Below are 22,025 nucleotides of genomic sequence, written 5' to 3'. Positions count from 1 at the left end.
GACTCGCCTCAGCGGCCTTGCGGCGCTAGGTTGGCGCCCGGAATCAAATCGACCAGAGGCCAGACATTACATGACCGTACGCCTGCACCGCGGCGACCTGCCTGATCTTTCCCGCTACACCCGATCGGTGGCGATCGACACCGAGACCATGGGGCTCAATCCGCACCGCGACCGGCTCTGCGTGGTGCAGCTGTCGAACGGCGACGGCAGCGCCGATGTGGTGCAGATTCCGAAGGATCACACGGAGGCGCCGAACCTGGCGGCGCTGCTCGGCAATCCCGACATCACCAAGATCTTCCACTTCGCCCGCTTCGACATTGCCGTGCTCTACCACACCTTCGGCGTGATGCCGCAGCCGGTCTATTGCACCAAGATCGCCTCCCGCCTCACCCGTACCTATACCGATCGCCATGGGCTGAAGGACCTCGTGCGCGAGCTGCTCAACATCGATTTGTCCAAGCAGCAGCAGTCCAGCGACTGGGGTTCGCAGCAGCTTTCCGAGGCGCAGCTCGCCTACGCGGCCTCCGACGTGCTGCATTTGCACGCGCTGCGGGAGCGGCTCGACGTCATGCTGGCGCGCGAGGGGCGCACTGAGCTTGCGCAAGCCTGTTTCGATTTCCTGCCCACGCGGGCAAGGCTCGACCTCCAGGGCTGGGAGCTCGAGGACATCTTCGCCCACTCGTGAGGATACCTCTCCCGGCCGGGGCGACCTAAAGAACGCCGTCAGGGTTCATTCGTTAATCTCCCCGCCCCGTTTCGGACACAGTCATCGACCCAGTTCCCGACTGCATAGTCGGCCATTGCGGGGTAGAATGCGCAATCCAGCCCGCCATCAGGAGCAGCGGTGAACTCGGTCCAGAACCCGGCCTATCAGGCAAGCCTCGAGGCGCGCTTCGCCATCGCCGCGCGGCACAGCCGCATGGTGCGGGTGCTGCGCATCGCCGTGCCTGCGGCGGTGGGCCTGGCAATGGCGATCGTTATCTTCTACGCGTTCTTCAATAAATTTCGTATCGAGCTGCCCAAGTTCGACATGGGCAAGCTCGTGGTATCGGGCACCAAGATCACCATGGAATCGCCGCATCTGTCCGGCTACTCGACCGACGACCGGCGGCCCTATGAGCTCTGGGCCGAGACGGCGACCCAGGACGTGACCGATGCCGACCATGTTGAGCTGCACACGCTGCGGGGCAAGGTGTTGATGCAGGACCAATCGACCGTGACGCTGACCGCCCGCACCGGGCTTCTCGACAATAAGCAGCAGACGATCGACCTGCACAAGGACATCCATCTGGTGACCTCGAGCGGCTATGAGGCGTGGCTGAGCCACGCGTTTGTCGACATGGGCAAGAGCACGGTGGATTCCGAGGAGCATGTCGACGTCAAGCTGACCAACGGCACCCTCAGCGCCGATCGCCTGCACATCACCGACGGCGGCGCAGTGGTTCGCTTCGACGGCAATGTCGTGATGCATCTCGATCATCTCGACGACAATTCCGCCACCACGGAAGCGAACGCCGCGCCCGCCGCGCCCGCCGCGCCCGCGCCGCCCCCGCCTGCCCCGCCGGCGCGAACGCGCGCCGCGTCCGGCAAATCCAATTTGAGATGATGAGCATGCCTTTCCTGCCGCGATTGTGTGGCCCGAGCGGACAGCTTACCGCTATCGCATTTGCAATCTCGTTCGGCGCAGCCTTTGGCGCGAGTGCACAGAGCTCGGTGCAGGGCGTGCCCAATGCAATGCAGGGCTTCTCGCAGAACCGCGACCAGCCGATCCAGATCGAGGCGGCTTCGCTTGAAATGCGCGACAAGAAGAAGGAAGCGACCTTCTCCGGCAATGTGAAGGTGGTGCAGGGCGACACCACCATGACCTCGAAGACGCTGGTCGTCTTCTATGAGTCAAGCGGGCAAGGGCAGGGCCAAGGCCAGGCGCAGGGCCAGCAGCCCGCGCCGGCGCCAGCCAAGGGCGCGAAGGCGGCGCCACCGCCCGGCGCACCGATGCAGTCGGCAGCTCCCGGACCCGGCGGTAGCTCCTCGATCAAGCGGCTTGAGGCGCACGGCAATGTGGTGGTCACCCAAAAGGACCAGGTCGTGACCGGCGAGACCGCGGTGTTCGACACCAAGAGCAATTTGATCACCATGCTCGGCGGCGTGGTGCTGACCCAGTGCAAGAACGTATTGCGCGGCGACCGCCTGTTCGTCGACATGACCACCGGCGTCTCGCGGGTCGAATCCGACAGCGGCAAGGTGCAGGGCCTGTTCATCAACCAGGGCGGCGGTGGCTGCGAAGGAGCCGGCCCAGGGCCCGGTCCAACCCAGAGCCCGGCGCCGGCTGGCGCCAAGCCTGGCGCAGGATCGCCCCTGTCCATCCTTAATCAGAACAAACCGAAATAAGTTCAATCACTTCCCATATAGGCAGTGGGGCTGCGGTTGAAGCTCGGCGCGCAAGCCTGTATCTAGCTCGGGATCGAGGCGCGCACCCGTCGCAAACCGTCATCCTGAGGTGCGAGCCTCGAAGGCTGAAACGGTCCCGCTGCGAGAGCCGGGCTGTCGCCCTTCGAGGCTCGCCGTCGCGAGCGCCTCGGGACGGCGGAGCTAACTCGGGAGACATGACGTCGGGTGTTCCGCTGGGCAACGGTCATCCAATCCTTCATCCTGAGCGGACGAATCAAGCCGCGGGCGGCCGGCTACCGAACGACTTTTGAGAGGCGTGGGAAGCAAGCGCGGATGGTCGATTTACTCAGCATGTTCCGTCGGCGCCCCGCCAAACGCGGCCGGACCGGGTTCGCCCGCGCTCACGGCGACATCACCGCCTTCGGCGACGGCTATGGCGAGATGGTACCGAGTGCCGTGCGCGATGCACCGCCGATCGCCCGAGAGGCCCAGCTTTCGAGCCTCGATCTCGCAGCCCCGCCCCAGCACGCCGAGGTACCGACACAGGCCCAGCGCCCGCGCCCGCGGCCGGCAGCCAAACAACCGGCCAAGCCGACTGCGGCCTCCGGTGTCCGGTTGTTGCGGCGGCCGGGCTTTCTGGCGGTGCACAGTGTCGAAAAGAGCTTTGGCAGCCGCCAGGTGGTGCGCGGGGTCTCGATCTATGTACGCCGCGGCGAGGCCGTCGGCCTCCTGGGCCCGAACGGCGCCGGCAAGACCACCGTGTTCTACATGATCACCGGCCTGATCAAGGCCGATCGCGGCGCCATCGAGCTCGACGGCCATGATGTGACCCAGCTACCGATGTACCAGCGTGCGCGTCTTGGCATCGGCTATCTGCCGCAGGAAGCCTCGATCTTTCGCGGCCTTACGGTGGAGCAGAACATTCGCGCGGTGCTGGAGGTGGTCGAGCCGTCGAAGAAGAAGCGCGAGCATGAGCTCGATTCGCTGCTCGACGAATTCAACATCACGCGGCTGCGCAAATCGCCGTCGATCGCGCTGTCCGGCGGTGAGCGGCGCCGTGTCGAAATCGCGCGCGCGCTCGCCACGCGCCCGAATTATATGCTGCTCGACGAGCCCTTCGCCGGCATCGACCCGATCGCGGTCGGCGACATCCAGGACCTCGTCCGCCACCTCACCAATCGTGGCATCGGCGTTCTCATCACCGACCACAATGTGCGCGAAACGCTCGGCCTGACCGACCGCGCCTATATTGTTTATGCGGGAGAAATCTTGACGGAAGGCAGTCCGGAGGAGATCGTCAACGATCCCGACGTGCGCCGGCTTTACCTTGGCGAAGAATTCCGCCTCTAGACTATTTTTGCTCTGCGTCAAGACGTGTACATCGAACGCAGACTAGGATAAGCAAGAATCGGACCAAGTTGTATTTTGGGGACGTTCTTGCCTCCATGGCACTGACACAGAGATTAGAGTTCCGCCAGTCACAGTCACTGGTCATGACGCCGCAGCTGATGCAGGCCATCAAGCTGCTGCAACTGTCCAATCTCGACCTGTCGGCCTTCGTCGAGGAGGAACTCGAACGCAATCCGTTGCTGGAGCGGGCCGCCGAGACCCATGAGCCGCCGGTTGCGGGCGAACAGGGGCCAGAACGCGCCGAAATGTCCGATTCCGACCATGGCAGCGGAGCGGAAGATTTTGCCTCCGGCCAATCTGACTTCGTGGGCGCGTCTGCCGACGGCTTCGAGCCGGGGCAGGAAGGGGCACAAGAGGATTGGCTGAGCGGCGATCTCGGCAGCCGCAGCGAGATCGAACAGACTCTCGATACCCGGCTCGACAACGTGTTTTCCGAGGAGCCGGCCGAGGCCGCCGCGCGCAACGCCCAGGACGCCGCGCCCACCGCCTACACCGAATGGGGCGGCGGCGCCTCCAATGACGAGGAATATAATCTCGAGGCCTTTGTCGCCGCCGAGTTGACGCTCGCCGACCATCTTGCCGAGCAGCTCGCGGTCGCCTTCAGCGCGCCATCCGAGCGCATGATCGGGCAATACCTGATCAATCTTGTCGACGAGGCCGGTTACCTGCCTACCGATCTCGGGCAGGCCGCCGAGCGGCTCGGCGCCTCGACTTCCGATGTCGAGAAGGTGCTCGGCGTTCTGCAGCGCTTCGATCCGCCCGGTGTCTGTGCGCGGAACTTGAGCGAGTGCCTGGCGATCCAGCTGCGCGAGCTCAACCGCTACGATCCCGCGATGCAGGCCCTGATCGAGCATCTCGATCTCCTGGCCAAGCGCGATCTCGCCGCGTTGCGCAAAGTGTGCGGCGTCGATGACGAGGACATCGCCGACATGATCGGCGAAATCCGCAGGCTCGATCCGAAGCCGGGCCTGAAATTCAGCGCCGCGCGGCTGCAGGCCATGGTGCCCGACGTCTATGTGCGCCCCGGTCCGGACGGCGGCTGGCAGGTCGAGCTCAACAGCGACACGCTGCCGCGGGTGCTGGTCAACCAGACCTATTATTCGGAGCTGTCCAAGACCATCAAAAAGGACGGCGACAAGTCCTACTTCACCGATTGCCTGCAGAACGCAACCTGGCTCGTGCGCGCGCTCGACCAGCGCGCCCGCACCATCCTGAAAGTCGCAACCGAGATCGTGCGCCAGCAGGATGGCTTCTTCACGCACGGCGTGGCGCATTTGCGCCCGCTCAATCTGAAGGCCGTGGCGGACGCGATCCAGATGCACGAATCGACGGTCTCTCGCGTCACCGCCAACAAATACATGGCGACCAACCGCGGCACCTTCGAGCTCAAATATTTCTTTACCGCCTCGATCGCCTCGGCCGATGGCGGCGAGGCGCATTCGGCCGAAGCCGTGCGCCATCACATCAAGCAGTTGATCGATGCCGAGAATGCGAGCGCAATCCTGTCCGATGACACGATCGTGGAACGCCTGCGCGCGTCAGGCATTGATATCGCCCGCCGTACGGTCGCGAAGTACCGCGAGGCGATGCGCATTCCTTCCTCGGTGCAGCGCCGTCGCGAGAAGCAGAGTGTGCTCGTCCTGCCGATGTAGATTTGTTGCAAGATTGCCGTAGTTTCCCGGGGGGCGGATGCGCGCTTGCGCCAGATTGCGTCCGGATCAAATCGCGTTAGTGTCAGTTTTCCCAGATCATCCAGTCGAGGATCCCCAGATCAGGGATCCGGTGGGAGGCTCACATGACTCTTCGGATTTCGGGAAAAAGCATCAGCGTCGGCGAGGCCTTGCGCGGGCGTATCGGCGAGCGCACCGAGGAGGTCTTGCGGAAATATTTCGACGGCAATTTTTCCGGCCATATCACCCTGAGCAAGGACGGCTTCGGCTTCCGCACCGACTGCGCGCTGCATCTGGATTCCGGCATAACGCTGGAGGCCGATTCCAACGCCCCTGACGCCTATGCCAGCGCCGATCAGGCGCTGCTGATGATCGAGAAGCGGCTGCGCCGCTACAAGAGCCGACTGAAAGACCGCTCAGCGCGCAAGGCCGCAGCGGAAGCAGCGGCTTTCGCAGGGCTCGATGCCCCAAGCTACGTGATCGAGGCTCCGGGTGAGGGCGAGGACGAGGTCACCGGCTACAACCCCGTGATCATCGCCGAGGCGACCACGGCCTTGAAACGGCTCTCGGTCAGCGAGGCGGTGATGGAGCTCGATCTCACCGGCGCCGCGTGCCTCGTGTTCCAGCATGGCTCCAGTGGCCGGGTAAACATCATTTACCGCCGTGCCGACGGCAATGTCGGCTGGGTCGACCCGCCAGCGGTAAAGCCGTAGAAAAACGGGGCCAAATCCGGTGATTTGCCGGCTCTCACCGTCGTTCACCGATTTTAGGATTAGAATGCAGGAAACGCGTCGGGGGTGTTGGCATGGCCATTGCGTTGGAGTAGAAGCGCCCCACATCAGGGACCCGGGGCAGGGACAAACCCGCCTTCCACCTCACCTTCTTGACGCGGGCCGCGTAAGGCCTATTTCGCAACCTGACGGTTCAATTCACCCTCGGAACGCTCCATGACGATTACCGATCTGGTCGCACCCGAGGCGATTCTCCCGGCGTTGAAGGTCAACAGCAAGAAGCAGGCTCTGCAGGAGCTTGCCGCCAAGGCCGCCGAACTGACCGGGCAGAACGAGCGGGCTGTCTTCGAAGTTCTGCTGCAGCGCGAAAAGCTCGGCACCACTGCCGTCGGCTATGGCGTCGCGATCCCACACGGAAAGCTGCCGAAGCTGGAAAAGATTTTTGGCCTGTTCGCCCGGCTCGAGCGTCCGATCGATTTCGAGGCCATGGACGGTCAGCCGGTCGATCTCATCTTCCTGCTGCTCGCGCCGGAAGGCGCCGGTGCCGACCACCTGAAGGCGCTCGCCCGCATCGCCCGTCTCTTGCGCGACCAGGACATCGCGAAAAAGCTCCGCGCCTCCCGCGACGCGCAAGCGATCTATTCCGTGCTGGCGCTGCCGCCGGCGAGCGCCGCGTAAATCTAATTTTTCTCCATCATCTGCGAGGTCCCTTTGCCTGGCCCGGGAGGAAAAAGGTAATCCGCGCCGCTGCAGCAGCGCGACCCCACCGAATCAGAGAACATAGAAACGGCGAGCCACCTCCAATCGGAAGCGGCCCGCCGTTGTTGAATTCGCTGGTGTGCGCGCCTCAGTGCACGCTGACGGCCTGAAGTTCGTTGCTCCAGGCGTTCGCAATCGCGGCTTCGCGGCTGTCGGTCAGCATGATCGGCGTGCCGTCGGCGGCGTGGAGCGCGAACAGCTTCAGGCCCGGCGCGATCTTCGGCGCCTGCGGAAACAGGTCCGGCACGTCCTCGGAGCGAATCTGCTTCACATAGGCGATATGCCCCTCGCCGAGATGTTCCAGGGCCTCCGGGGAAACGCGGTCTAACGCAACATTCACTTCAGTCATGGTCTCGACTCCTTCAGAGTCTCAAGCGGTCGAGTCCGCCACTCGTTCCATTATTCGTGTTCATTGATAGCGATTGTCTTAACGATCCTCTCCGGCTCGGGCCGGCAGAGGTCGATCGACAACAGCCCGTTCTTCAGATCCGCACCCAACACCTGCATCCCCTCCGCCAGCACGAAGGTGCGCTGGAAGTGGCGCGCGGCGATGCCGCGATGGATGTATTGCCGGGCTTTGTCGTCCTGCTGACGACCGCGGATCACGAGCTGGTTTTCCTCAATGGTTACATCGAGTTGATCGCGGGTAAAACCCGCCACCGCCAGCGTGATGCGCAGCCGCTCGGGCGAACCGTTGGTACGCTCGCACCTTTCGATATTGTACGGAGGGTACCCGTCGGCCCCTTTGACGACCCGATCGAGCACACGCTCGATCTCGTCAAATCCCAGAAGGAACGGACTGGATAACGTCGGAACACGAGTCATAGTCTACAAAGTCCTCGCGGAAGCGACTTTGATGTTTCAGGGCCCTTGCGGCACCCCTTGGACAGCAATATGGGCACGAACGCGCATGCGTTCAAGGAACCATCTCCAAGCGCGGTAAATACTAGATTTCGATCCGCTTTCGCCCGTCGGCTGAGAACAGATGCAGCTTGTCCCGCACCGCAGTGGCGCGGATTGTCTCGCCGATCGCCGGCCCTTCTTGGCCCGGGATCCGCACCAGAATTTCCCCGGGTGGCAGCTCGCCGGGCCTGGCGCTGATCGCCGCCTGGCCCCGCTGCTGCGGGCGCTGGCCGTAGATATAGGTCTCCGCGCCGACCCGCTCGATCGCCTCGACCGTGAGGTCGAGCGCCACTCCGCCATCTGGAACGGCGCCGCTGACCATCTGCAGGTCTTCCGGGCGGATGCCAAGGATACCGGCCTCGGCCTTGCAAGCGGGAAGATGGATGTTCGAATCGCGCAGCGGGATCAGGTTCATCGGCGGGGCGCCAATGAAGGCCGCGACAAAGGTCGTTGCCGGCTTCTGGTAGATCTCGAGCGGATTGCCGATCTGCTCGACCTGCCCGCCATTCATCACGACGAGAATATCGGCAAGCGTCATCGCCTCGAGCTGGTCGTGGGTGACATAGATCGAGGTCGTCGACAGCCTGCGCTGCAATTTGCGGATCTCGACCCGCATGGCGATGCGCAGCTTGGCGTCGAGATTCGATAGCGGCTCGTCGAACAGGAACACCTTTGGCTGGCGAACGATGGCGCGGCCCATCGCGACGCGCTGACGCTGGCCGCCGGACAATTGCCCCGGCTTGCGGTCGAGCAGCGCCGCAAGCTCGAGTATCCGCGCGGCTTCCTGCACGCGGGTGTCGATCTCGTCCTTCGGCATGCCGCGATTGCGCAGGCCATAGGCCATGTTGTTGTAGACGCTCATATGCGGGTAGAGCGCGTAGTTCTGGAACACCATGGCGATGTCGCGGTCGGCCGGCTCGACCTGGTTGACCACGCGCCCGCCGATATCGATCTCGCCTGTCGTGATGGTCTCAAGTCCCGCGACCATTCGCAGCAGCGTTGACTTGCCGCAGCCGGAGGGGCCGACCAGCACGCAGAACTGGCCGTCACCGACTTCGAAATCGACCCCTTTGATAGCCTCGAACCCGTTGGGATAGGCCTTGCGGACGTTGCGCAGCGCGACGTTGGCCATAGGGACTACTTCTCCGTCTCGATCAGGCCTTTGACGAACAGCCGCTGCAGTAACACTACGACCGCGACCGGCGGCAACATCGCGAGCACGGCGGTTGCCATCGCCACGCTCCATTCGGTGAGCGCGTCGTGAACGTCGATGATCTTCTTGATGCCGATGACGATGGTCTGCATGTCGTCGCGTGTCGTGATCAGAAGCGGCCAGAGATATTGATTCCAGCCATAGATGAAGAGGATCACGAACAGCGCGGCGATATTGGTCACCGACAACGGCAGCAGTGTATCGAAGAAAAAACGGATCGGCCCCGCGCCATCCATCTTCGACGCCTCGACCAGCTCCTTCGGAATGGTCATGAAGAACTGCCTGAATAATAGCGTCGCGGTCGCGGACGCAATCAGCGGCAGGATCAGGCCGGAATAGGAGTCCAGCATGTGCAGGTCGCTTGTGATCTTGTAGGTCGGAAAGATGCGCACCTCGACCGGCAGCATCAAGGTGATGAAGATGATCCAGAACGTCGTCATCCGGAACGGGAAGGCGAAGAACACGATCGCATAGGCCGAGATGATCGAGATCGCGATCTTGCCGACGGCAATGCCGACCGCCATGATCAGGCTCGCCAGCATCATGCCGCCGACCGGCTGGCGCGTGGTCTTGCCGGTGCCCGAGACGATGGTGTGCCAATAGGTCTCGAGGCCGTGCGTGCCGGGATAGAGCGGCATCTGGCCGTTGGCGATCAGCGTGTCGTCATGGGTCGACGCGACGATGGCGAGATAGACCGGAAAGGCGACGATCAGTACGCCGATCAGCAGCACGAGGTGCGGGAGCAGGTTTCCGAAGCGGCGATGCTCGACCATGGCTAGTAGTGCACCTTCTTCTCGACATAGCGGAATTGAACCGCGGTGAGGATCACCACGATGACCATCAGAATCACCGATTGCGCCGCCGAGCCGCCGAGATCGGAGCCCACCTTGCCGTCCTGAAACACCTTGTAGACCAGTGTCTGCGTCGCCCCGTTCGGGCCGCCGCCGGTCGCGGTGTCGATGATGCCGAGCGTGTTGAAGAAGGCGTAGGTGATGTTGACCACGATCAGGAAGAAGGTAGTCGGCGACAACAGCGGAAACACGATGGTCCAGAACCGGCGCATCGGCCGTGCGCCGTCGATTGCAGCGGCCTCGATCACGCTTTTCGGGATCGACTGCAGACCTGCGAGGAAGAACAGGAAATTGTAGCTGATCTGGTTCCAGACCGCGACGATGATGACCAGGGTCATCGCGTGCGTGCCATTGAGCACGGGATTCCAGTCGATGCCCCAGCGCTGCAGGGCGCGGGCGAACATGCCGAGCCCGGGCTGGAACATGAAGATGAAGAGCACGCTTGCAACCGCGGGTGCCACTGCATAGGGGATGATCAGGAAGGTGCGGTAGATCTGCACGCCCCTGATGTTGCGGTTGGCCATCACCGCGAGCAGAAGCCCGATCGCGAGTGAGAACACCACGACAAGGGTTGAGAAGAGAAAGGTGACGCCGACCGCGTGATAATATTCAGGCGTCTTCAACAGCTCGACATAGTTCTCGAACCAGACAAACTCGGTCGATAGCCCGAACGCGTCCTGCACGAGGAACGATTGCCACACCGCCTGCGCCGCCGGCCAATAGAAGAAGATCAGCGAGACCGCGAGCTGCGGCGCCACCAGGAGAAATGCCAGCAGCTTGCCTGAAAAGATCGCGCGGTTTTCCATCACGCCCCCCGGTCGTGCCGCGATACATTACGGATGATGGCCGGCTAAGCCGGCCATCATCAAGTCGTGCATTATTTCGCCGCGGTACGCTCGAACTGCCGCAGCATCTGGTTGCCGCGCGAGACGGCGGCATCCAGTGCCTCCTTGGCCGACTTCTTGCCGGCCAGCGCCGCCTCGATCTCCTCCGACCAGACGTCGCGCATCTGCACCATGCCGCCGAAGCGAAGCCCGCGCGAATTCTCGGTCGGGGTCTTGTTGGTCAATTCCTTCAAAGGCACTTCCAGGATCGGGTTCTTGTCATAGAAGCCCGATTCCTTGGTCTTCTCATAGGCCGCCTTGGTGATCGGCAGATAGCCCGACACCTCGTGCAGATAGACCTGGCGGTCGGTGTCGGAGAGGAAGGTGAAGAACTTCGCAATGCCCCTGTACTCTTCCGGCTTTTGCCCGGCCATCACCCACAGCGAAGCGCCGCCGATGATGGAGTTTTGCGGCGCGCCGTTGACGTCAGGGAAATAGGGCATCGGCACCGCGGTGTAGCTGAACTTCGCGTTGGCCTTGACGTTCGGATAGAAGGCCGAGGACGTCATGTAGAGCGGGCATTCGCCCGAGGTGAAGCGGCCTTCGCCGGTGTTGGTGCGCCCGGAATAGTCGTAGCTCTTGTCCTTCTGCAGCTCGATCAGGTTTTCCAGCAGCTTGGTCTCGAGCGGGTTGTTGAAGGACAGCACGGTGTCAAAACCGTCGAGGCCGTTGGCCTTGCTGCCGATCGGAATGTTGTGCCAGGCCGAGAATTGCTCGATGAAGCCCCAGGTTACCCAGGACGAGGAGAAGCCGCAGGTCGGGCTCGTGGCGTGCAGCTTCTTGGCATCGGCGAACACCTCCGGCCAGGTCTTCGGCGGCTCGGCGATGCCGGCCGCTTTCAGCGCGTCGAGATTGACCCACATGACCATGCTTGAGGAGTTGAACGGAAACGACAGCATCTCGCCCTTGGAGGTCGAGTAGTAGCCGGTGATCGCCGGCAGATAGGCCTGCGGATCGAATTTCTCGCCCTGCTCCTTCATCAGTTCGAACACCGGTTTGACGGCGCCCTTGGCGGCCATCATGGTTGCGGTGCCGACCTCGAACACCTGCATGATGCCGGGTGCATTGCCGGCGCGGAAGGCCGCGATGCCGGCGTTGAGCGTATCAGCGTAAGAGCCCTTGAAAGAGGGGACGATCTTGTACTCGCTCTGCGAGGCATTGAAGTCGTTGGCGAGCTTGACCACCACGTCATTGTTCGGGCCGGTCATGGCGTGCCACCACTGGATCTCGGTCACCGCGAATGCGGGCGACGCGGCAAAAGCAAGCGATATGGCGCCGGCCGCGGCAGCACTGAACCCTCGAAAAACCATCAAAACCCCTCCCATTTGAACCATCTTGTTGCGCGGTAGCAGTGCTCAATGACGCGCAAATGACTTTATGACAAGGGATGGTACGGGGGAAAAGCGGGATGAGGGAAGCAGGAAAAAGGGCGCAGAGCAGGACGGCCGCCTGCGAGAAGGGTTGTCGTCCCGGCGAACGCCAGGACGACCATAATTAACTGCTTCGTTCCGTCAGCGCTTCCGCTCCTCGCAGACGACGCCCTTTTCGACGAGCCCATCGATGTCGCCGTCGGAATAGCCGAACTCGGCGAGCACCTCGCGGGCATGCTGGCTGAATTTCGGAGGCAGGCTGCGCAGGCTCGGCCTGGTACGGTCGAGCCGGATCGGCGAGGCCACGCCTTTGTACCAGTCCTTCTCGATCACGTCGCCGCGGTAGATGGTGTGCGGGTTGGTCAGCGCCTGGTCGATCTTTTGCACGGGGCCCGCGGGCAGGCCCGCGGCGAGCAGGCGGTTGCAGAGCGGCTCGGCTTCGTGCAGCGAAAACACCGCGCCGAGTTCGGTGCGCAACGCCTCGCGGTTTGCGATGCGATCCTTGTTGCGGGCAAAGCGCGGGTCGGTGCCGAGATCGGGCTTGCCGATCTCCTTGCAGAGCTTCCTGAAGGTGCCGTCATTGCCGACGCCGATGAAGATGTCGTCGGTCCTGGTCGGGAAGATGGCATAGGGCACGAGGTTCGGATGCTCGTTGCCGGTGAGCGACGGCGGTTTGCCATGCATGAAATAATTCGCCGTATGCGGATGCATGATGGCAAGCCCGGTCTCGTACAGCGTGACCTCGAGGAATTGCCCCTTGCCCGACTTTTGCCGCTCCGACAGCGCCATCAGGATGCCGATCGCAGCATAGAGGCCGGTCGTGATGTCGACCAGCGGCACGCCGATCCGCATCGGGCCGCTCTCGGGTGAGCCGGTTGCCGCGATCATGCCGGTCATGGCCTGGATGATGGCGTCATAACCGGGATTGCCGCCGCGCGGGCCGTCGGCGCCGAAGCCGCAGATGCGGCAATGTACCAGCTTGGGAAACTTCTCCTGCAGCACGTCACTGCCGATGCCCCATTTCTCCAGCGTGCCCGGCTTGAAATTCTCGATCAGGACGTCGGCGCCCTCAAGCATCCTCATCAGGATTGCGCGGCCGCCGACGGAAGCGAGGTCCATGCCGATCGAGCGCTTGTTGCGATTGATGCCGACGAAATAGGCCGCATCCTCCTCATGGAAGGGAGGGCCCCAGTCGCGCACCTCGTCGCCCGCGGGCGGCTCGACCTTGATCACGTCGGCGCCGTGATCGGCGAGGATCTGCGTGCAATAGGGGCCGCCGAGCACGCGCGTGAGATCGATCACGCGCAGTCCGGCCATAGCGCCGGGAGCAAATTGAGGGGTCATCAATGGGTTCGCGAGGTTGGTGTTGCGATTCCGACCATTAAGCATCGCAACCGCAGCTACGCAAATGCGTCACCGCCATGCGGTTCCCTCGCGCGCGCATGAGCAATTCCGCAACACGAAAGGCCCGCCGAACTTTCCGGAGGGCCTTCCGTTATGCGATCAGACCACCTTCAGACGGACGTCGACATTGCCGCGGGTGGCGTTGGAGTAGGGGCATACCTGATGGGCCTTCTCGACCAGCGCTTCGGCTTCGTTGCGGGCGAGGCCCGGCAACGAGACCGCGAGTTCGATGTCGAGCCCGAAGCCACCGGCCGAGCGCGGACCGATGCCGACGGTGGAAGTGACGGAGGCATCCGCTGGAACCTTCGGGCCGCCCTGCGAGGCCACGAACTTCATGGCACCGATGAAGCAGGCGGCGTAGCCTGCGGCGAACAGCTGTTCCGGATTGTTGCCGGTGCCACCCGTGCCGCCGAGCTCCTTCGGGGTGGTGAGCTTGACGTCGAGCGCGCCGTCGAGGGTTGCGGCGTGGCCGTCGCGGCCGCCGGTGGCCTTGGCGGAGGTCTTGTAGAGCACATTCACGGACATCGTGGTTCTCCCTTCCTGGTTGCGATCTTCGATGGCGGCTCTATCGCACGCAATTAAATTGTGCGCAATATGATTGTCGGTCGAATTTTCGTGATTAGATTGTGCGCAATTGATTGAAGGGGGCCCGCTGGCGCATAATGGGCCAGTCCGCGGTCCCGAAGAGGCAGGAATGGCAAAGAAGTTCATGGCAGAAGCCCAGCTGATGCTCAGCAATCAGCTCTGTTTCGCGATCTACTCGACCGCGCATGCGTTCAACCGCGTCTACAAGCCGCTTCTGGATAGGCTTGGCCTGACCTATCCGCAATATCTTGTCATGCTGGTATTATGGGAGCGTGACGGCGTTGCGGTCAGGGAAATCGGCGAACGGCTGTTCCTGGATTCCGGCACCCTTACGCCGCTCCTGAAGCGGCTGGAGGCGGCGCATTTGGTCCGACGGACCCGCTCGAGCGAGGACGAGCGCCACGTGCTGATCGCGCTGACCGCCCAGGGCCACGCACTGCGGGAGAAGGCGAGGGCGGTGCCGGCTGCGATCCTGTCGGCGTCGGGATGCTCCATCGGGGAGCTGTCGAGCCTGAGGAAGAGCCTGGTCGCGCTGCGGGACCAGCTGAACGCCGCGGCGAGGGAGTGAGGGGGCTAAAAGTGTTTCTTCGCGAAGGCTCGTCCCGAGCCCGACTTGAGATACCTTTCGAAGGCGAAAGCAAGACTTTCGTCGGTAAACGCGACGTAGGTCCGAATCCGCCACGGTCGGTACTTCGAGGTGTGAGATACCTCGCCGGCGTTGTGCTTGATCAACCGCGCAGGCACATCATCGGCAATACCGACGTAGAAATGACCTCCGTCGAGGCTCTCGAGGATGTAGACGTGCTTCATTGGATCAGTTCGCCGGCCAATGCTCCCTCGCGATGCGAGTGGGAATTATGAGCTTGCGGATAGAGCCCGCCTTCGCCCTTTGGGCTACGGCGGGGCAGCCTTCGCTCTCTTCGCCGCGAGCGAGCGTGGCCTGCCCAGCCGTAGCTCGCGAAGCGAGCGAAGGCTGGTGGAGCCAGGCGGGATCGAACCGCCGACCTCTTGCATGCCATGCAAGCGCTCTCCCAGCTGAGCTATGGCCCCATCAGGCGAACCAGCGCGCCTGGGCGACGCGCCGGGAAATCAGGAACGACCGTTGATCACACTTCGGCGATAAGCTCAAGTCTCCTCATCGCCGCCGACGTCGCCGATAATATCGGTGACGTCCTCATCGCCCTCTTCCTCGTCGGGGATGAAGGTCGAATCGTCGTCGTCATCGTCCTCGATTGTCTCGTCAACCTCGATATCGTCCTCCGATTCGGGGACGACGGCCTTGACCTTGCCGGTGTTCTCTTCGGCATCGGCCTCCTCGAGCGAGACCAATTCTTCAGACTCCGCGGCCTCCGGAGCAACGTCACGGACGGGTGCGGCGCGCGCAGCCTCACTACTACGGGAGGCGCGTACAGGGGCAACCGGAGCAATCGGCACCACCTCGCCGGTATAGGGCGAGATCACTGGATTCTTGTTCAGATCATAGAATTTCTTGCCCGTGGTCGGGCAAATGCGTTTGGTTCCAAGATCGGTTTTGGCCACGTGCAAAATCCTGGCAATGTCGGAAAAGCGGAGCTTCACTTGGCTAGTTGAGGGCCGGCTGTCAATAGCGCTTCGTGTAAGAAATGGGTGCCATTACCCCTCCCCATCGCTATCGCGCCGACGCATCCTCCGCGTGACGTCGCCGGCCGGCTGTGTTACCTGCGCCTCGCGCACAGGACCGAAAATTGACCCATTCCGACCATTCCTCCTCGCCCACGCCCCTGGAATCGCGTGCCAGCGGCCCGCTTTCGGGCAAGGCGCGCGTCCCCGGCGACAAATCGATCTCGCACCGAGCCCTGATATTGGGCGCGCTCGCAATCGGGGAGACCTCGATTTCGGGCCTTTTGGAGGGCGAGGACGTCCTCAACACCGCCAAATCCATGCAGGCGCTGGGCGCGCGGGTCGAGCGTACCGGCGATTTCGCCTGGAAAGTGTGGGGTGTCGGAGTCTCGGGCTTCGCCCAGCCCAGCGCTCCTCTCGATTTCGGCAATTCCGGCACCGGCTGCCGGCTGGTCATGGGCGCGGTCGCGGGCTGTCCGATCAGCGCGGTGTTCGATGGGGATGCCTCGCTCCGCAGCCGTCCCATGCGTCGCGTGCTCGATCCCCTGGCCCTGATGGGCGCCAAGGTAACCGCAAGCGGCGAGGGTGGCCGGCTGCCGCTGACCTTGCAGGGGGCGCGCGATCCGGTTCCGGTAACCTACCGCACCCCGGTGGCCTCCGCCCAGATCAAGTCGGCTGTGCTGCTGGCGGGGCTTGCGGCCCCCGGCGTCACTACCGTGATCGAGCAGGAGGCGAGCCGCGACCATACCGAGCTGATGCTCAAGCATTTTGGCGCCGACATCGTCTCGAGCCTTGAGGGCAGCCATGGCCGGCGTATCGCGCTGTCCGGCCAGCCGGAGCTGCATGGCGCTGCGGTGGTGGTGCCGGCAGATCCCTCATCTGCCGCGTTTCCCTTGGTCGCAGCCCTGATCGTGGAGGGTTCCGACATCGTCCTCTCCGACGTCATGACCAATCCGCTGCGGACCGGGCTTTTCGCGACATTGCGCGAAATGGGCGCCTCGATCGAGGAAACCGGTGCGCGCGGCGACGCCGGTGAGCCCATGGCGCAACTGCGCGTGCGAGCGTCAAGACTGCGCGGGGTCGAGGTCCCGCCGGAGCGCGCGCCGTCGATGATCGACGAATATCTGGTGCTGGCGGTCGCGGCTTCCTTCGCAGAAGGGACCACCATCATGCGCGGCCTGCAGGAACTACGGGTCAAGGAGTCCGACCGGCTGGAGGCCACGGCCGCGATGCTGCGGGTCAACGGGGTCAAGGTCGAGATATCAGGCGATGACTTGATCGTCGAAGGCAGGGGCCATGTGCCCGGTGGCGGGCTGGTCGCCACCCACATGGATCATCGCATCGCCATGTCGGCGCTGGTCATGGGGCTGGCCTCCGACAAGCCGGTCACCATCGACGACACCGCGTTCATCGCCACCAGCTTCCCCGACTTCATTCCCATGATGCGCGGCCTGGGGGCGGAGTTTTCATGATCATTGCCATCGACGGACCGGCAGCCTCGGGCAAGGGTACGCTCGCCAGGAAGCTCGCCCAGCACTACGGTTATAGGCACCTCGATACCGGCGTGATCTACCGCGCGGTGGGTTATGCCTTGCTCCAGGCGGGCGCGGACCTGCGCGACGAGGCACTGGCGGTCAGGGCAGCCATGGAACTCGATCCCGATACTTTCGGCAATCCGGCCCTGAAGAGCCAGAAGGCCGGCGAGGCCGCGTCGGTGGTCTCGGCTATTCCTCGGGTCCGCGAAGTCCTGCTCGACTTCCAACGCCGGTTTGCGGCCACCCCGCCCGGGGCGGTGCTCGACGGGCGCGATATCGGAACCGTGATCTGCCCGGATGCCGAGGTGAAGATCTTCGTCGTTGCGGATGCAAAGGTCCGGGCCCACCGCCGCGCTCTCGAGGCGAAGTCGCGAGGCGAGGAGGCCGACGAGGCGAAGATCCTCGCGGACATCATCCAGCGCGACGAACGCGACCGGACTCGCGCTTCAGCGCCTTTAAAACAAGCCGCCGATGCTTACTTGCTAGATAATACCAATCTCGATATAGAGGCGGGCGTCCGGGCCGCCATTGACATTGTCGAGGCCGTCCGAGCGGGCCGGCAGCGGGTTTGAGCCCCTGCCGTCACTGGAGGAACGCCCGCTCCCGCGTCTAGTCAGGTCGATCTCCTGAGATCTTTCGGTCTCGCGAGTCTCGTCGTCTCCGGACACAATCAACGTATCGAACGTGCAGGCTCTGCCGGCCCGCTGCTCGCGTTTTTTTCAGCGCGATACACGGTCGTCCGAGGGCTTTGCGGACCTTGGATCACTGCGCGCGCGATACGCCCTTTAACCGCAATGGCCGGCAAGATCCCGCATTGGAGAACATATGGCTTCGACTTCTGCGAATACTTATTCCCCGTCCCGCGACGATTTCGCCGCGATGCTCGACGAGTCCTTTGCCGGCGGTAACCTGCAGGAATCCTCCGTCGTCAAAGGCACGGTGGTTGCGATTGAAAAGGACATGGCCGTCATCGACGTCGGCCTGAAGACCGAGGGCCGCGTCGCGCTGCGCGAATTCTCCGGCCCCGGCCGTGACAGCGAGATCAAGGTCGGCGACGAAGTCGAGGTGTTCCTCGACCGCATCGAGAATGCGCTCGGCGAAGCCGTGCTGTCGCGCGACAAGGCGCGCCGCGAGGAGAGCTGGGGCAAGCTGGAGAAGGCGTTCCAGAACAACGAAAAGGTCATGGGCGTCATCTTCAACCAGGTCAAGGGCGGCTTCACCGTCGATCTCGACGGCGCCGTGGCCTTCCTGCCGCGCTCGCAGGTGGACATTCGTCCGATCCGCGACGTTGCGCCGCTGATGAACAACTCGCAGCCGTTCCAGATCCTCAAGATGGACCGCCGCCGCGGCAATATCGTCGTCTCCCGACGTACCGTGCTGGAAGAGACCCGCGCCGAGCAGCGCCAGGAGCTGGTGCAGAACCTCGAAGAGGGGCAGGTGATCGACGGCGTGGTCAAGAACATCACCGATTACGGCGCGTTCGTCGATCTCGGCGGCATCGACGGTCTGCTGCACGTCACCGATATCGCCTGGCGCCGCGTCAACCATCCGACCGAGGTGCTTAGCATCGGCCAGTCGGTGAAGGTCAAGATCATCAAGATCAACCACGAGACGCACCGCATCTCGCTCGGCATGAAGCAGCTGCTCGACGATCCGTGGCAGGGCATCGAGGCGAAATACCCGCTGGGTGCTCGCTTCCACGGCCGCGTCACCAACATCACCGACTACGGCGCCTTCGTGGAGCTGGAGCCGGGCATCGAGGGCCTGATCCACGTCTCCGAGATGTCGTGGACCAAGAAGAACATGCACCCCGGCAAGATCGTTTCGACCTCGCAGGAAGTCGAAGTGCAGGTCTTGGAAGTCGATTCCGTCAAGCGCCGCATCTCGCTCGGCCTCAAGCAGACCATGCGCAATCCCTGGGAAGTCTTCGTCGAGGCGCACCCGGTTGGTTCGACAGTCGATGGCGAGGTCAAGAACAAGACCGAGTTCGGCCTGTTCCTCGGCCTCGAGGGCGATGTCGACGGCATGGTGCATCTGTCCGATCTCGACTGGAAGCTTCCGGGCGAGCAGGTGATCGACAACTTCAAGAAGGGCGACCACGTCAAGGCTGTGGTGCTCGACGTGGACGTCGAAAAGGAGCGCATCTCGCTCGGCATCAAGCAGCTCGAAGGCGATCCCTTCGCGGAGCCCGGCGATGTCAAGAAGGGTGCGGTCGTGACCTGCGAAGTGCTCGAGGTCAAGGAAAGCGGCATCGAGGTCAAGATCGTCGGTACCGACTTCGCGACCTTCATCAAGCGCTCCGAGCTTGCGCGTGACCGCAACGACCAGCGCTCCGACCGTTTCGCGGTCGGCGAGAAGGTCGATGCGCGCGTGATCCAGTTCGACAAGAAGGCCCGCAAGGTGCAGGTCTCGATCAAGGCGCTGGAAGTCGCCGAGGAGAAGGAGGCCATCGCGCAATACGGCTCCTCCGACTCGGGGGCCACACTGGGCGACATCCTGGGCACTGCGCTCAAGAACCGCGACAAGGACAAGTAAGCGGATTTGCGTTCCGCTTGCGACAGAGGCCCCGGCATTCGCCGGGGCCTTTTTGTTTGTGACCTCTCCAGGCCGGGGAGCAGTGAAGGACCTGCCGGGGGCGACTACGACCGAAGACCAAGTCACGTTTTCTTCATATTGCGTGGCAATTGATGTATTCAGCTAAGGCGTCGTTGACGCTGCCGAGGCAAAACGGCGGCGACTTATCTGGGAGCATTTCGATGTCGCTTGATTCGGATGTGATCGTCGATCGCCGCAGGATGCGGCGCAAGCTCACCTTCTGGCGCGTCTCGGCGGCAGTGGTTGCGATCGCGGCAATCGCGGCGATCGGCGTCCTGGTTTCGCCGCGCGGGCAAAGCGCCTTCACGCGCGCAGGCTCGATTGCGCGGGTCAACATCGAGGGCCTGATACGCAGCGACCGCGAGCGCGTCGCGGCGCTGGAGCGGCTGGAGAGCTCGAATGCGGCGGCGGTCGTCGTGCACATCAATTCGCCCGGCGGCACCACCGCGGGCTCCGAGCAGCTCTACGATTCGCTGGTAAGGCTGAAGGCCAAGAAGCCTCTTGTCGTGGTGGTCGAGGGCCTGGCAGCCTCCGGTGGCTACATCGCGGCGATCGCCTCCGATCACATCGTTGCACAGCAGAGCTCGCTGGTCGGCTCGATCGGCGTGCTGTTTCAATATCCGAATGTCGCGGAGCTCCTGAAAACCATCGGCGTCAAGGTCGAGGAAGTGAAATCCTCGCCGCTGAAAGCCGCGCCGAACGGTTTTGAGCCGACCAGCCCCGAAGCGCGCGCAGCGCTCGACGCGCTGGTGAAGGATTCGTATGCCTGGTTCCGCGATCTGGTGAAGAGCCGTCGCGGCATGGACGACGCGCAGCTCGAGAAAGTGGCCGATGGTCGTGTCTTCACCGGCCGTCAAGGCGTCGATCTCAAGCTCGTCGACGAGCTCGGCGACGAGAAGACTGCAGTCGCCTGGCTGGTCGAGCAGAAGAACGTCAAGAAAGACCTGCCGATCCGCGATTACAAGCTCGCGCCGCGCTTCGGCGACCTCACTTTCTTGCGCACGGCGGCATCAATTACGCTTGACGCACTCGGCCTGAATGGCATCGCGCACAAGATCGAGCAGGCCGGTGTGGCGCAGGCAGTTGATCGCCTCAGCCTCGACGGAATGCTCGCGCTCTGGGAGCCCGGAGGAACCAATTGACGGCCTCCGGCCGCGATTGTGACGGGTCATTCCCGTCCTGCTTGTATTGTGACAGCCCGGTTTTGGCCGTTTGTCACCCCTTTTCGTGCCGGGCTAAATTGATTTAGCGTCTTGACAGTTCTAGGTATTTTCACAGAAATGAGAGACGACGTCCCCGGGCCCACTCCTTTATGATCAAATCCGAACTCGTCCAGCGTATTGCCGAGCACAACCCGCACCTCTATCAGCGGGACATCGAGAACATCGTGAACGCGATTCTCGACGAGATCGTCGCAGCGCTCGCGCGCGGCGATCGGGTGGAGCTGCGCGGCTTCGGCGCCTTTTCGGTCAAGCATCGCCCGGCGCGTGCGGGCCGCAATCCGCGGACCGGTGCCCATGTGCCCGTCGACCAGAAGAACGTGCCGTTCTTCAAGACCGGCAAGGAAATGCGCGAGCGGCTCAACCGGGATGATCCCGGGGCTGCCGAGGCCGACGACTGATCTCGCGCTTGCCTCATTGAGGGCGGCAGCCGCTTAAAGGGCTGTTTTTGGCCCTTGCGCATGATACGCATGCGCCGGTGGCGATCCATGCGAGCGCGTCTGATGCGAAAATTCCTCACCTATCTGATCGTCGTTCCGCTGTTCCTCATCCTCGTGGCCTTTGGGGTGGCGAACCGGCATTTCGTCACGGTCTCGTTCGATCCCTTCAATTCCGCCGATCCGGCTCTCTCAGCCGATGTGCGGCTGTTCGTCCTGGTCATCGTGGTCGCGATGCTAGGCGTCATCATGGGCGGCATTGCCACCTGGTGGGGCCAGCGACATTGGCGGCGGGCGGCGCGCCGGCACGAGGCCGATGCGCGGGCGGCGAGGGCCGAGCTGGCGGACCTTCGCGCCAGCACCATGCGCACCGGCTCCGGGCGGCTTCCGGCCCCGGCAAATGGCGGGTTTTACGGGGCTTCCGGGCGAGACAAGCAGGGTGCGACGTTGTAGAAGCGCGCATGCGGAAGC

General features: G+C 63.1%; 24 protein-coding genes and 1 tRNA gene. 14 read left to right on the top strand and 11 right to left on the bottom strand.

From position 1 onward, the window contains the following. Nucleotides 1–70: 70 nt before the first annotated feature. From A3AI_RS0107000 to ptsN, 7 genes are all read left to right on the top strand, one after another. Nucleotides 71–685 carry a ribonuclease D gene (locus A3AI_RS0107000; protein ID WP_024514896.1) on the top strand — a complete coding sequence of 205 codons (615 nt, stop codon included), beginning with the start codon at nucleotides 71–73 and terminating at the stop codon, nucleotides 683–685. A 159-nt stretch (nucleotides 686–844) separates the two neighbouring features. Next, the gene (gene lptC, locus A3AI_RS0106995) at nucleotides 845–1,606 is read left to right on the top strand and encodes an LPS export ABC transporter periplasmic protein LptC (protein ID WP_024514895.1); all 762 of its coding nucleotides are present in this window, start codon (nucleotides 845–847) and stop codon (nucleotides 1,604–1,606) included. After that, nucleotides 1,606–2,388: an LptA/OstA family protein gene (locus tag A3AI_RS0106990; RefSeq protein ID WP_024514894.1), complete on the top strand. Its 783-nt coding sequence runs from the start codon at nucleotides 1,606–1,608 to the stop codon at nucleotides 2,386–2,388. The genes lptC and A3AI_RS0106990 overlap by 1 nt, the downstream gene beginning before the upstream one ends. A 333-nt stretch (nucleotides 2,389–2,721) precedes the next feature. Further along, complete coding sequence (lptB, locus tag A3AI_RS0106985) at nucleotides 2,722–3,738, top strand: LPS export ABC transporter ATP-binding protein (RefSeq protein ID WP_024514893.1); 1,017 nt, start codon at nucleotides 2,722–2,724, stop codon at nucleotides 3,736–3,738. Between the two features lie 95 nt (nucleotides 3,739–3,833). Next, on the top strand, nucleotides 3,834–5,450 hold the full coding sequence (gene rpoN / locus A3AI_RS0106980; RefSeq protein ID WP_024514892.1) for an RNA polymerase factor sigma-54: 1,617 nt from the start codon (nucleotides 3,834–3,836) through the stop codon (nucleotides 5,448–5,450). A gap of 143 nt (nucleotides 5,451–5,593) precedes the next feature. Then, nucleotides 5,594–6,181, top strand: a complete 588-nt coding sequence (gene hpf / locus A3AI_RS0106975; RefSeq protein WP_024514891.1) for a ribosome hibernation-promoting factor, HPF/YfiA family — start codon at nucleotides 5,594–5,596, stop codon at nucleotides 6,179–6,181. 234 nt (nucleotides 6,182–6,415) lie between these two features. After that, nucleotides 6,416–6,877 (top strand): PTS IIA-like nitrogen regulatory protein PtsN, encoded by a 462-nt coding sequence (gene ptsN / locus A3AI_RS0106970; protein ID WP_024514890.1) that lies wholly within the window; start codon nucleotides 6,416–6,418, stop codon nucleotides 6,875–6,877. A 169-nt stretch (nucleotides 6,878–7,046) separates the two neighbouring features. On the opposite strand, the gene A3AI_RS0106965 is transcribed toward ptsN, so the two are convergent. From A3AI_RS0106965 to A3AI_RS0106930, 8 genes are all read right to left on the bottom strand, one after another. Next, the gene (locus tag A3AI_RS0106965) at nucleotides 7,047–7,307 is read right to left on the bottom strand and encodes a BQ00720 family protein (protein WP_024514889.1); all 261 of its coding nucleotides are present in this window, start codon (nucleotides 7,305–7,307) and stop codon (nucleotides 7,047–7,049) included. 50 nt (nucleotides 7,308–7,357) lie between these two features. Then, the gene (locus tag A3AI_RS0106960; protein WP_024514888.1) at nucleotides 7,358–7,783 is read right to left on the bottom strand and encodes an Hsp20 family protein; all 426 of its coding nucleotides are present in this window, start codon (nucleotides 7,781–7,783) and stop codon (nucleotides 7,358–7,360) included. 121 nt (nucleotides 7,784–7,904) lie between these two features. Next, nucleotides 7,905–8,993: a sn-glycerol-3-phosphate import ATP-binding protein UgpC gene (locus A3AI_RS0106955; protein WP_024514887.1), complete on the bottom strand. Its 1,089-nt coding sequence runs from the start codon at nucleotides 8,991–8,993 to the stop codon at nucleotides 7,905–7,907. Between the two features lie 5 nt (nucleotides 8,994–8,998). After that, the gene (gene ugpE / locus A3AI_RS0106950; RefSeq protein ID WP_024514886.1) at nucleotides 8,999–9,847 is read right to left on the bottom strand and encodes a sn-glycerol-3-phosphate ABC transporter permease UgpE; all 849 of its coding nucleotides are present in this window, start codon (nucleotides 9,845–9,847) and stop codon (nucleotides 8,999–9,001) included. A 2-nt stretch (nucleotides 9,848–9,849) separates the two neighbouring features. Continuing rightward, a complete protein-coding gene (gene ugpA / locus A3AI_RS0106945; RefSeq protein WP_024514885.1) occupies nucleotides 9,850–10,731 on the bottom strand; it encodes a sn-glycerol-3-phosphate ABC transporter permease UgpA in 882 nt (293 codons plus the stop codon). Between the two features lie 71 nt (nucleotides 10,732–10,802). Continuing rightward, on the bottom strand, nucleotides 10,803–12,119 hold the full coding sequence (gene ugpB, locus A3AI_RS0106940; RefSeq protein ID WP_024514884.1) for a sn-glycerol-3-phosphate ABC transporter substrate-binding protein UgpB: 1,317 nt from the start codon (nucleotides 12,117–12,119) through the stop codon (nucleotides 10,803–10,805). A 201-nt stretch (nucleotides 12,120–12,320) separates the two neighbouring features. Then, entirely contained in the window at nucleotides 12,321–13,523 is a 1,203-nt protein-coding gene (locus A3AI_RS0106935; protein ID WP_024514883.1) for a CaiB/BaiF CoA transferase family protein, read from the bottom strand. 159 nt (nucleotides 13,524–13,682) lie between these two features. Continuing rightward, nucleotides 13,683–14,108: an organic hydroperoxide resistance protein gene (locus tag A3AI_RS0106930; RefSeq protein ID WP_024514882.1), complete on the bottom strand. Its 426-nt coding sequence runs from the start codon at nucleotides 14,106–14,108 to the stop codon at nucleotides 13,683–13,685. A 169-nt stretch (nucleotides 14,109–14,277) separates the two neighbouring features. Between A3AI_RS0106930 and A3AI_RS0106925 the strand changes: the two genes are divergently transcribed. Next, nucleotides 14,278–14,736 carry a MarR family winged helix-turn-helix transcriptional regulator gene (locus tag A3AI_RS0106925; RefSeq protein WP_024514881.1) on the top strand — a complete coding sequence of 153 codons (459 nt, stop codon included), beginning with the start codon at nucleotides 14,278–14,280 and terminating at the stop codon, nucleotides 14,734–14,736. Between the two features lie 5 nt (nucleotides 14,737–14,741). Here A3AI_RS0106925 and A3AI_RS0106920 read toward each other — a convergent pair whose 3' ends face one another. From A3AI_RS0106920 to A3AI_RS0106910, 3 genes are all read right to left on the bottom strand, one after another. After that, on the bottom strand, nucleotides 14,742–14,978 hold the full coding sequence (locus A3AI_RS0106920; RefSeq protein ID WP_024514880.1) for a GIY-YIG nuclease family protein: 237 nt from the start codon (nucleotides 14,976–14,978) through the stop codon (nucleotides 14,742–14,744). Between the two features lie 164 nt (nucleotides 14,979–15,142). After that, nucleotides 15,143–15,218: transfer RNA gene (locus A3AI_RS0106915), tRNA-Ala, on the bottom strand. Nucleotides 15,219–15,293: 75 nt separating this feature from the next. Beyond that, entirely contained in the window at nucleotides 15,294–15,707 is a 414-nt protein-coding gene (locus A3AI_RS0106910; protein ID WP_024514879.1) for a TIGR02300 family protein, read from the bottom strand. A 185-nt stretch (nucleotides 15,708–15,892) separates the two neighbouring features. On the opposite strand from A3AI_RS0106910, the gene aroA reads away from it, so the two are divergent. The 6 genes from aroA (at nucleotide 15,893) to A3AI_RS0106880 (ending at nucleotide 22,007) form a co-directional block, all read left to right on the top strand. Next, nucleotides 15,893–17,239 (top strand): 3-phosphoshikimate 1-carboxyvinyltransferase, encoded by a 1,347-nt coding sequence (aroA, locus tag A3AI_RS0106905; RefSeq protein ID WP_024514878.1) that lies wholly within the window; start codon nucleotides 15,893–15,895, stop codon nucleotides 17,237–17,239. Then, on the top strand, nucleotides 17,236–17,874 hold the full coding sequence (gene cmk, locus A3AI_RS0106900) for a (d)CMP kinase (RefSeq protein WP_024514877.1): 639 nt from the start codon (nucleotides 17,236–17,238) through the stop codon (nucleotides 17,872–17,874). Before aroA ends, cmk begins: the two co-directional genes overlap by 4 nt. 253 nt (nucleotides 17,875–18,127) lie before the next feature. Next, entirely contained in the window at nucleotides 18,128–19,837 is a 1,710-nt protein-coding gene (gene rpsA, locus A3AI_RS0106895; RefSeq protein ID WP_024514876.1) for a 30S ribosomal protein S1, read from the top strand. Nucleotides 19,838–20,058: 221 nt separating this feature from the next. Beyond that, nucleotides 20,059–21,039, top strand: coding sequence for a signal peptide peptidase SppA (gene sppA / locus A3AI_RS0106890; RefSeq protein ID WP_024514875.1), 981 nt, complete (start codon nucleotides 20,059–20,061; stop codon nucleotides 21,037–21,039). A gap of 170 nt (nucleotides 21,040–21,209) precedes the next feature. Further along, on the top strand, nucleotides 21,210–21,518 hold the full coding sequence (locus tag A3AI_RS0106885) for an integration host factor subunit beta (RefSeq protein WP_024514874.1): 309 nt from the start codon (nucleotides 21,210–21,212) through the stop codon (nucleotides 21,516–21,518). A gap of 102 nt (nucleotides 21,519–21,620) precedes the next feature. Continuing rightward, the gene (locus A3AI_RS0106880) at nucleotides 21,621–22,007 is read left to right on the top strand and encodes a lipopolysaccharide assembly protein LapA domain-containing protein (RefSeq protein WP_024514873.1); all 387 of its coding nucleotides are present in this window, start codon (nucleotides 21,621–21,623) and stop codon (nucleotides 22,005–22,007) included. The last annotated feature ends 18 nt before the right edge of the window (nucleotides 22,008–22,025 follow it).

Origin of the sequence: Bradyrhizobium sp. Tv2a-2 (assembly GCF_000472425.1) — a bacterium.
Taxonomy (GTDB): Bacteria; Pseudomonadota; Alphaproteobacteria; order Rhizobiales; family Xanthobacteraceae; genus Bradyrhizobium.
This window is presented reverse-complemented; position numbering and strand designations above follow the sequence as displayed.

Excerpts from the sequence above, each read along its gene's own strand:
- A3AI_RS0106960 (WP_024514888.1), bottom strand. The coding sequence starts at position 7,783 with ATGACTCGTGTTCCGACGTTATCCAGTCCGTTCCTTCTGGGATTTGAC.
- A3AI_RS0106955 (WP_024514887.1), bottom strand. The coding sequence starts at position 8,993 with ATGGCCAACGTCGCGCTGCGCAACGTCCGCAAGGCCTATCCCAACGGG.
- lptB (WP_024514893.1), top strand. The coding sequence starts at position 2,722 with ATGGTCGATTTACTCAGCATGTTCCGTCGGCGCCCCGCCAAACGCGGC.
- ptsN (WP_024514890.1), top strand. The coding sequence starts at position 6,416 with ATGACGATTACCGATCTGGTCGCACCCGAGGCGATTCTCCCGGCGTTG.
- ugpB (WP_024514884.1), bottom strand. The coding sequence starts at position 12,119 with ATGGTTTTTCGAGGGTTCAGTGCTGCCGCGGCCGGCGCCATATCGCTT.
- A3AI_RS0106925 (WP_024514881.1), top strand. The coding sequence starts at position 14,278 with ATGGCAAAGAAGTTCATGGCAGAAGCCCAGCTGATGCTCAGCAATCAG.
- sppA (WP_024514875.1), top strand. The coding sequence starts at position 20,059 with ATGTCGCTTGATTCGGATGTGATCGTCGATCGCCGCAGGATGCGGCGC.
- A3AI_RS0107000 (WP_024514896.1), top strand. The coding sequence starts at position 71 with ATGACCGTACGCCTGCACCGCGGCGACCTGCCTGATCTTTCCCGCTAC.
- ugpE (WP_024514886.1), bottom strand. The coding sequence starts at position 9,847 with ATGGTCGAGCATCGCCGCTTCGGAAACCTGCTCCCGCACCTCGTGCTG.
- rpsA (WP_024514876.1), top strand. The coding sequence starts at position 18,128 with ATGGCTTCGACTTCTGCGAATACTTATTCCCCGTCCCGCGACGATTTC.
- A3AI_RS0106930 (WP_024514882.1), bottom strand. The coding sequence starts at position 14,108 with ATGTCCGTGAATGTGCTCTACAAGACCTCCGCCAAGGCCACCGGCGGC.
- A3AI_RS0106920 (WP_024514880.1), bottom strand. The coding sequence starts at position 14,978 with ATGAAGCACGTCTACATCCTCGAGAGCCTCGACGGAGGTCATTTCTAC.
- hpf (WP_024514891.1), top strand. The coding sequence starts at position 5,594 with ATGACTCTTCGGATTTCGGGAAAAAGCATCAGCGTCGGCGAGGCCTTG.
- ugpA (WP_024514885.1), bottom strand. The coding sequence starts at position 10,731 with ATGGAAAACCGCGCGATCTTTTCAGGCAAGCTGCTGGCATTTCTCCTG.
- A3AI_RS0106880 (WP_024514873.1), top strand. The coding sequence starts at position 21,621 with ATGCGAAAATTCCTCACCTATCTGATCGTCGTTCCGCTGTTCCTCATC.
- A3AI_RS0106965 (WP_024514889.1), bottom strand. The coding sequence starts at position 7,307 with ATGACTGAAGTGAATGTTGCGTTAGACCGCGTTTCCCCGGAGGCCCTG.
- A3AI_RS0106990 (WP_024514894.1), top strand. The coding sequence starts at position 1,606 with ATGAGCATGCCTTTCCTGCCGCGATTGTGTGGCCCGAGCGGACAGCTT.
- A3AI_RS0106885 (WP_024514874.1), top strand. The coding sequence starts at position 21,210 with ATGATCAAATCCGAACTCGTCCAGCGTATTGCCGAGCACAACCCGCAC.
- A3AI_RS0106935 (WP_024514883.1), bottom strand. The coding sequence starts at position 13,523 with ATGACCCCTCAATTTGCTCCCGGCGCTATGGCCGGACTGCGCGTGATC.
- rpoN (WP_024514892.1), top strand. The coding sequence starts at position 3,834 with ATGGCACTGACACAGAGATTAGAGTTCCGCCAGTCACAGTCACTGGTC.
- cmk (WP_024514877.1), top strand. The coding sequence starts at position 17,236 with ATGATCATTGCCATCGACGGACCGGCAGCCTCGGGCAAGGGTACGCTC.